Origin of the sequence: Dysgonomonas sp. Shenzhen-Wh21 (assembly GCF_043392705.1) — a bacterium.
Lineage (GTDB): Bacteria > Bacteroidota > Bacteroidia > Bacteroidales > Dysgonomonadaceae > Dysgonomonas.
Genome location: NZ_JAIXHZ010000156.1, coordinates 56,013 through 64,310, shown reverse-complemented (window position 1 = coordinate 64,310; position 8,298 = coordinate 56,013). Strand labels below are relative to the sequence as shown.

Here is an 8,298-nt window from a genome sequence, read left to right as displayed (position 1 = left end):
ACCATTTCCGTCTCTCAGCAATGCTCCATTTCGTTGTATAGAGATAGTATCTTTACTTCCAATAAACACAAACTGATCTTTCGGAATAAAGTCTAGAGCTTCCTTCTGTGCTGAGCCTATGATATCAACTAATCTGGCTATTTGAACCTTGTTTCGTATTTCAACTCTCTCCCCAAAATATTTTTCGTAAATTACCTTGTGCGCATTTACATACTGAGCCTTATTGATTGTTTTCTCAAAAGCCGAACAGCCGACCAATAGTACGATCGTAACCAATAAACTAAATGATTTCATTTTTCTTTGTCCTTTAGCCGTAAAGTTACTGCATTTTTATGAGCAAACAATTGTTCGTTCTCTGCCATTACTTCAATCGTTTTGCCAAGATTGTGAATACCATCTTTTGTAATCTTCTGAAAAGTTATCTTTTTCACAAAACTATCCAGATTTACGCCGCTATAAGCCTTAGCATAACCATTAGTAGGCAACGTGTGATTTGTCCCTGAAGCATAATCTCCGGCACTCTCCGGCGTATAATTTCCAAGAAAAACAGAACCTGCATTTACTATTTCGTCTGCAATATCTGCATAGTCTGCTGTTTCTATAATAAGGTGTTCGGGTGCATATTCGTTGGTTATATCTATAATTTCCCTATTATCTTTTAATAGGATTAGCTTACTGTTTTCTAATGACTTCTGTGCAATCTCACGACGAGGAAGCTCAAACAATTGTCGCTCTATTTCGTGCAGAACTTCGGAGATAAGCGATTCACTGGTTGTTGTTAATATCACCTGACTATCTGCTCCGTGCTCTGCCTGCGACAATAAATCAGCAGCAACAAATGCAGGTATGGATGTCTCATCTGCAATCACTTGTACCTCGGATGGCCCTGCCGGCATATCTATCGCTACATCTCTGAGGCTTACAAGCTGTTTCGCAGCCATCACATACTGGTTTCCGGGTCCGAAGATTTTATATACTTTAGGCACAGATTCCGTACCGTAAGCCATAGCGCCAATAGCCTGTATCCCTCCCGCTTTAAAGACTTTATCTACACCAGCCTCTTTTGCCGCATACAATATAGCCGGATGTATATTACCTTCTTTATTGGGAGGAGTGCAAAGGACAATTTCTTTACAGCCCGCAATTTTAGCCGGAATAGCAAGCATCAGCACTGTAGAAAACAAAGGAGCTGTCCCCCCCGGAATATAAAGTCCTACTTTTTCTATACCAACGGTTTTCTGCCAACAGGTGACACCTTTGCTTGTCTCTATTTTTTTCGTCTCAAATATCTGACTACGATGAAATATTTCGATATTCTCTTTTGCCTGTCTGATAGCTTCCTTTAATTCCTGAGAAACTAAATTCTCAGCTTCTGCAATTTCTTGTGCCGAAACAGCCAGAGAGAGAAGTTTCACTTTATCAAACTTTTCTTCATATTCAAAGACAGCCTGATCTCCTCTTTCTTTTATATCATCGAGTACAGAACTAACAGTGCTGTTCAATGCTGAAGTATCGAAAACAGGACGAGCCAGTATCTCTGCCCACTGGCTACGTAAAGGATATTTTATTATCTGCATAATTTACTTCTTATATTCTTTCCTCAACAAGCTGTAGACAGCTATATCAGTAAACACATTATCTACCAACAATTCGCCGTCACGCTCTATACCCTCCATGTGAAAGCCAAGCTTTTCTGGAATACGGCGGCTCTTATCATTACCTACAGCAACCTTTATCTGAATACGATTCATATCCAGTTCACCAAAGGCATGTTCTATAAGTTTAGCAACCGATTGTATCATGATACCCTTACCTTGAGCATATTGAGACAACCAGTATCCTATTTCTGTCTTCTTATTATCGGTATCCGTATCTTTGAAACCAATCAGTCCTACAAACTGATCCTTATAGTATATAGTAAATTGTTTGTCGGCAGTCTGCAATACATATCTCACATAATTACCCGTATCTTCCGCTTCTTTTGTAGCATCTACAAACGGTAACCATTCACGCATATATTCTCTCTCGTTGTTGAGCGTATTAAATATCTTAAAGATGTCATCTACAGACAATGGATATAATACAATATCATCTGAAACTTCTATCATAAAATCATTTTTTCTATAGGTAATACAATAATGCCTTCAGCACCACATGCTTTTAATTTGGTAATAACTTCCCAGAAACGTTTATCTTCTATAACCGACTGAACAGAACACCAACCCTTTGTAGCTAGTGGGGTAACTGTAGGGCTTCTCATCCCCGGCAAGATATCAAATATTTCTTCAAGCTTATCTTCGGGTGCATTCAGAAGTACATATTTTTTCCCTTCTGCACTCTGAACAGCTTCTATCCTGAATATTAGTTCGTCAAGGATATCCTTTTTCTCCTGTGGCAAGTTTTTTGTTGCTATCAATAAGGCTTGCGATTGCATTACAACCTCAACCTCTTTCAGACGATTACTTACCAATGTCCCTCCGGAGCTCACTATATCAAAAATAGCATCTGAGAGACCTATACTAGGCGAAATTTCTACCGATCCGGTAATAATATGAATCTCTGATTTAATACCCTGTTCTGCTAAATACTGGTTTAAGATATGAGGATAAGATGTGGCTATCTTCTTCCCTTCAAACCATTGCACACCTTCGTATTTTTCATCCTTTGGAATAGCCAGCGATAAGCGGCATTTGCTAAATCCTAAGCCTTTTACGACATCCGCCGCCTCAGCTTTTTCCCTATATTCATTTTCTCCTACCACACCGATATCGGCAACCCCCGTAGCTACAGCTTGCGGGATATCATCGTCACGCAAAAAGAGAATCTCTACGGGAAAATCCTTCGCAGGAATAAGCAGCGTACGCTTAATATTATTCAGTTTAATACCGGCTTCTTGCAAAAGCGCCATCGTTTCCTCAAATAGCCGACCTTTCGACTGAACAGCAATTCTTAATACCATGATATATTAATTTTATATTATTTTCCAGCAACAAAAAAAGAGCTTACCTCTATCAGGCAAGCTCTTCTATATTTTGGCAAACACCACATCAATATACTTACTTACCCAACGGGAGTAACACTATAATGATGATGATGAAATTTATTGCTCATAATTTTATTTTTATAAAAGCAAAAGTATACATTATTTGCAATAAACCAAACTTTATGTCATTATTTTTTTACTTTTAATCCGAATCTCTACCGGAATTGAATCTTTCCCTGTGGCGCTTCAATTCGTCTTCTTTGAATCGAATATCAACTGATCTATACTTTTCCAACTTCTCAGCCGACAGTACTTTTGCAAACTTCTTATAATATTCGATTTGTAACTGAGAATCCCTTTGTTCCGATTCCAAATTCAATTGAACAATTCTTTTATAATCTGCATCCGTTTTGTCTTTTTTACGCTTCAGTTCGCGGGTCTCTCTTCGTGCCTCACGGTTAGCTTCATATTTCTTCATTGAAAACTCTGCTTCCAACGGCAAAAATGCTTTAGCTTCCGCATCTGTTAAGTTAAGTTCTTTTTTTAAATACTCTGCTTTCTTCTGGTTGAATGCTTGTATATCGAACCGTCCTCCACCTTGTCTTGATCTATTCTGGGCTGCAACTGAAAACGTAAAACAGAATAGCAACAACAAAACCAGAATACTTTTCAACTTCATATCGGTATTCATTATTAATAGTTATATAACATTTCCTTAAATTGAGATTTTCTTACCTCATCCTGCAAAAAAAGATAGTAATCCTCTTCGTCCTGAGCGCTGGTATATGCAATAGTTTCTCCGGTCATATCCGTCTTTTGATTGGCATATTGTTTATCCGAAGGCATATTGTTTTTGTCAAAAACACCAACTGAGAACAAAATACCAACAATTGCTGCCGCAGCTGCTGTCCAAGGCAATGCCTTCTTCCACAACGGAACAGTCTTTACCTTTGGTTCTTCCTTAGAAGGCAGTTGATCCATTATCCTGTTATTAAAATTCTCGAAGTAATTTTCGGGAACTTTAAAAGGTTTTTTGCTTTTGTCAAACTTATCCAACATGATTGTTTAATCTTTAGATTCCTTATCTGTATTATAGACTATTATTTAGATAAAAGGTTTAATTCTCCGTTGTTAAAAATTCCTCTATTTTTTTTACCGCATGATGATAAGACGCTTTTAGCGCACCCACAGAGGTTTCTAAAATTTCAGACATATCTTCATATTTCATTTCATCAAAATATTTCATATTGAAAACAATACGCTGCTTCTCGGGTAAAAGAAGAATAGCTTTCTGTAGTTTCAGTTGAGCTTCGTCTCCGTCAAAGTACTCATCACCTTCGAGCTTACCCAACAAGAACGTATCTGCATCATCTATCGAAACATTGTTCAGAGATCGCTGCTTATTGAGAAATGTAATAGCCTCATTAACAGCTATACGATAAAGCCAGGTAGACAATTTGGAGTCTCCCCGGAAGTTTTCGATACTTGTCCATACTTTTATAAATGTATTTTGCAAGACATCATCCGTATCATCATGGCTCAATACGATTTTTCGTATATGCCAATACAAAGGCTCACTATACTCCTTCATCAGTTCGGCAAATGCCGCCTGTTGAGTTTTGGGCTCGTGAAGCCTCTTTATAAGTTGTTCTTCTGCCTCCCGTGACATTTACTATAAATCTTCCAAATATCAATTACCCTATTATTCTAAATCCGAATCATCACCAAAATCGGCTTCTTCATCGGCTTCACCCTGACCATGCTCGAACCATTCGATGAAATTATCAACCTGCGTCTTGTTCTTATCCCACCATGTAAGCGATTCGGGGAAATAAGCGACACTCACATAGCGGCAATAAGTATCAAAATGTCCCGAACCTAAGATTTCTTCATAGGTAGGAACAAAGAAAAACCACAACAATCCACTTTGAGAGTCATTCTGCATTTGCGCTATAGTAAAGAATATCAGCTTAGAAGCCTCTACAAAATAAGAATATTCAGAGGCACTATCCGTACCTTGCGGTTTCTTCAATTGTATATTCTTATAGAGCCATTCACGGTCTATGCCATCTTCGGGAGTCAACCTTACTGAACCGGGTTCTAGTTTGGCATTCAATATATCCAGCATCTCACTGAAAGCATCTTTCGATCTTTCGGTATTGGGCTCCAACAATAAAAAGAAATGGAATGCATAAAAACTCTGCACCCACTGATCCAAGTCGTTCAAGGCATAAGCATACAACAAGAATGCACTCGAGTGTGTTGCATCTATTTCTATCGCTTTACGCAAGTGATGCGCAGCCATTTTATTGTCCTTGCTATTGAAGTAGCAGAGTCCTAGGTTGAAGTGTAGCAAATACTCATCTCCACATCTGACAACCGCATCGTTCAACGTTTTAATTGCATCGCTCATCTTATCCATATTAGCCAGTGCCGTACCCTTTACAATATAGGCATCCATAAGTAAAGGCTGAAAGTTGGCATTAATAACTTTTGAGCTTAAGCTTACAGCACGCTCATAATTATTAAGCTTCAAATAAGACAAAGACATTTCGTAAACAGCAGACATTGACGAAGGATTTACCTTCAATGCCTCTTCATAAGAAGATATGGCTTCTTTATAACGCCCCTTATCATGAAGGCTAACCCCTTCTCTAATGAGTTTTTCTGAGGAAGACTGAGCCTTTATAGATAATGTTGCGAATAATAGAATTAATATAAAGATGATATTCTTCATGCCATAAAATTGTTTAGAGCTACAAAAATAAGAAAATCCTGCTAAAATAAGCCTTTAACTAAAATTCTTAGACTTTTTTAAAAGACCGAGGTTTAATATACAACTATTCCATATTATCTAAAAACAACGATTTTATCCACATCTTACATTTATATATAGATATTCAATTTTAGCTTACTTTATCTATGCGCAATATAATCTTTCTATATAAAAGACGTCACATAATAGAACATTTTTATTATTTTTGTTATTCTAGGTATTTGGACATAACTAAAAAAACAATGATCGATGAAAAGTAATACGTTTGACATAGAGATGATTCGTAAATTCTATGAATCTTACCCCAAAAAAGTTGATGAAGCAAAGAAGATTCTTAAGCGACCATTAACCCTTAGCGAGAAAATCCTATACGCTCACCTATCAACAGATGAGCCTTTAAAAAACTATGTCCGTGCCACCGATTATGTAAACTTTTCACCCGATAGGGTTGCTATGCAGGATGCTACGGCTCAAATGGCTTTATTACAACTGATGAACTCAGGACGAACAAAAGTAGCTGTGCCTTCCACAGTACACTGCGACCACCTGATACAAGCTCATAAATCGGCAAAAGAAGACCTGAACACGGCCGAAGTAACAAACAAAGAAGTATATGACTTTCTGAGTGCCGTATCTAATAAATTCGGCATCGGCTTTTGGAAACCGGGAGCCGGTATCATACACCAAGTAGTACTCGAGAACTATGCCTTCCCGGGAGGTATGATGATAGGAACGGACTCTCATACTCCTAATGCTGGAGGATTGGGCATGATAGCAATAGGCGTGGGTGGTGCCGATGCAGTAGACGTTATGGCAGGGATGCCTTGGGAACTAAAAATGCCTAAGCTGATCGGTGTAAAACTCACAGGAAAGCTATCCGGGTGGGCTTCACCAAAAGATGTAATACTAAAATTGGCAGGAATACTTACCGTAAAAGGTGGCACAAATGCTATTATAGAATATTTCGGAGATGGAACGAGCTCGCTATCTGCTACGGGAAAAGCAACGATATGTAATATGGGAGCAGAAGTAGGGGCAACAACATCCATCTTCCCTTACGACAAAAAATCATCAGATTACCTGAAAGCAACAGAACGCACCGATGTGTCTGAACTGGCAGATAAAGTAATCGAGTATCTTCAACCGGATACAGAAACAGTAAACAATCCGAAAGAATATTTCGATCAGGTGATAGAAATAGACCTATCGACACTCGAACCATACGTAAATGGGCCATTCACTCCCGACGCAGCTCATCCGATTTCGGAATTTGCCAAAGTAGTGAAAGAAAAAGGCTATCCTCAAAAAATGGAGGTGGGTTTGATTGGGTCGTGTACAAACTCATCATATGAAGACTTATCACGAGCAGTATCAATCGTAAAAGACGCAAAGCAAAAGCATGTAGAAGTTAAAGCACAATTCATTATCAATCCCGGATCGGAACAAGTACGTTATACAGCCGAAAGAGACGGCATACTTCCGGCCTTCGAAGAAGTGGGCGCTACCATAATGGCGAATGCCTGCGGCCCATGTATAGGACAATGGAAACGTGAAAGCAAAGACCCTGAGCGTGCGAATTCTATCGTCACCTCTTTTAACAGGAACTTTGCAAAAAGAAACGACGGAAACCCAAATACACACGCATTTGTTACATCTCCTGAGATTGTTGCCGCATTGAGCATTGCCGGTGATCTTTGTTTCAACCCTATGACTGACACCTTAGTAAATAGTGAGGGGGAGAAAGTAAAATTGGAAGAGCCAAAAGGATATGAATTACCTCCGTTGGGATATGAATTGAAAGAGTCCGGATTTTTAGCACCAATTGCAGATGGATCGGATATCGAAATCAGCATAGCAAAAGATTCACAACGACTTCAAGAATTAGCGCCATTTGCGGCATGGAATGGCAAAGACATTATAGAACAACCTCTTCTGATCAAGGTAAAAGGAAAGTGTACAACGGATCATATTTCGATGGCGGGACCATGGCTTCGATTTAGAGGACATTTGGATAACATCTCCGACAATATGCTCATTGGGGCGGTAAACGCTTTCAACGATAAGACAAATGCAGTACTTGATCAGGAAACGAACGAATATATTCCTGTTCCAAAATTGGCTCGTAAGTTTAAAGCCGAGGGGTTAGGGTCTGTTGTTGTTGCAGAAGAAAATTATGGAGAAGGATCTTCTCGTGAACATGCTGCGATGGAGCCTCGTTTCTTGAATGTAAAAGCTATACTTGTTAAGTCTTTCGCTCGTATACACGAAACAAATCTAAAAAAACAAGGGATGCTGGCACTTACCTTTGTGGATAAGAATGACTATGAAAAAATAAAGGAAGACGACAAAATCAGCATAATCGGACTCTCCGAATTTAAACCCGGAAAGAACCTGACTGTTGAACTAACACACAAGAATGGCACAAAAGAATCGTTTGAGGTTGCCCATACATATAATGAGGTGCAGATAGCTTGGTTTAAAGCCGGTAGTGCCCTGAACTATATGAAACAAAAATAATTTTTATTTATCTCATTATAAA

At 38.8% G+C, this 8,298-nt stretch carries 9 protein-coding genes; 1 reads left to right on the top strand and 8 read right to left on the bottom strand.

Annotated elements, in window-relative coordinates:
* The 8 genes from LDB17_RS10735 to LDB17_RS10700 all read right to left on the bottom strand — a co-directional run.
* Window positions 1-294 (bottom strand): hypothetical protein (locus LDB17_RS10735; protein ID WP_393925030.1); only part of this gene is annotated, 294 nt, incomplete at its 3' end.
* Window positions 291-1,577: a histidinol dehydrogenase gene (hisD, locus tag LDB17_RS10730; RefSeq protein ID WP_252637704.1), complete on the bottom strand. Its 1,287-nt coding sequence runs from the start codon at window positions 1,575-1,577 to the stop codon at window positions 291-293. The genes hisD and LDB17_RS10735, both read right to left, overlap by 4 nt.
* Before the next feature lie 3 nt (window positions 1,578-1,580).
* Entirely contained in the window at window positions 1,581-2,108 is a 528-nt protein-coding gene (locus LDB17_RS10725; protein ID WP_252637703.1) for a GNAT family N-acetyltransferase, read from the bottom strand.
* Window positions 2,105-2,959, bottom strand: a complete 855-nt coding sequence (gene hisG, locus LDB17_RS10720) for an ATP phosphoribosyltransferase (RefSeq protein WP_252637702.1) — start codon at window positions 2,957-2,959, stop codon at window positions 2,105-2,107. The genes LDB17_RS10725 and hisG overlap by 4 nt, the downstream gene beginning before the upstream one ends.
* A gap of 226 nt (window positions 2,960-3,185) precedes the next feature.
* On the bottom strand, window positions 3,186-3,662 hold the full coding sequence (locus LDB17_RS10715; RefSeq protein ID WP_306540697.1) for a hypothetical protein: 477 nt from the start codon (window positions 3,660-3,662) through the stop codon (window positions 3,186-3,188).
* Between the two features lie 14 nt (window positions 3,663-3,676).
* A complete protein-coding gene (locus tag LDB17_RS10710; protein WP_252637700.1) occupies window positions 3,677-4,042 on the bottom strand; it encodes a hypothetical protein in 366 nt (121 codons plus the stop codon).
* Between the two features lie 58 nt (window positions 4,043-4,100).
* Window positions 4,101-4,652, bottom strand: coding sequence for an RNA polymerase sigma factor (locus LDB17_RS10705; RefSeq protein ID WP_252637699.1), 552 nt, complete (start codon window positions 4,650-4,652; stop codon window positions 4,101-4,103).
* Between the two features lie 33 nt (window positions 4,653-4,685).
* Window positions 4,686-5,720 carry a tetratricopeptide repeat protein gene (locus LDB17_RS10700; RefSeq protein ID WP_006842420.1) on the bottom strand — a complete coding sequence of 345 codons (1,035 nt, stop codon included), beginning with the start codon at window positions 5,718-5,720 and terminating at the stop codon, window positions 4,686-4,688.
* Between the two features lie 288 nt (window positions 5,721-6,008).
* Here LDB17_RS10700 and LDB17_RS10695 point away from each other — a divergent pair, with 288 nt between their 5' ends.
* A complete protein-coding gene (locus LDB17_RS10695) occupies window positions 6,009-8,276 on the top strand; it encodes an aconitate hydratase (protein ID WP_252637698.1) in 2,268 nt (755 codons plus the stop codon).
* Window positions 8,277-8,298 lie beyond the last annotated feature (22 nt).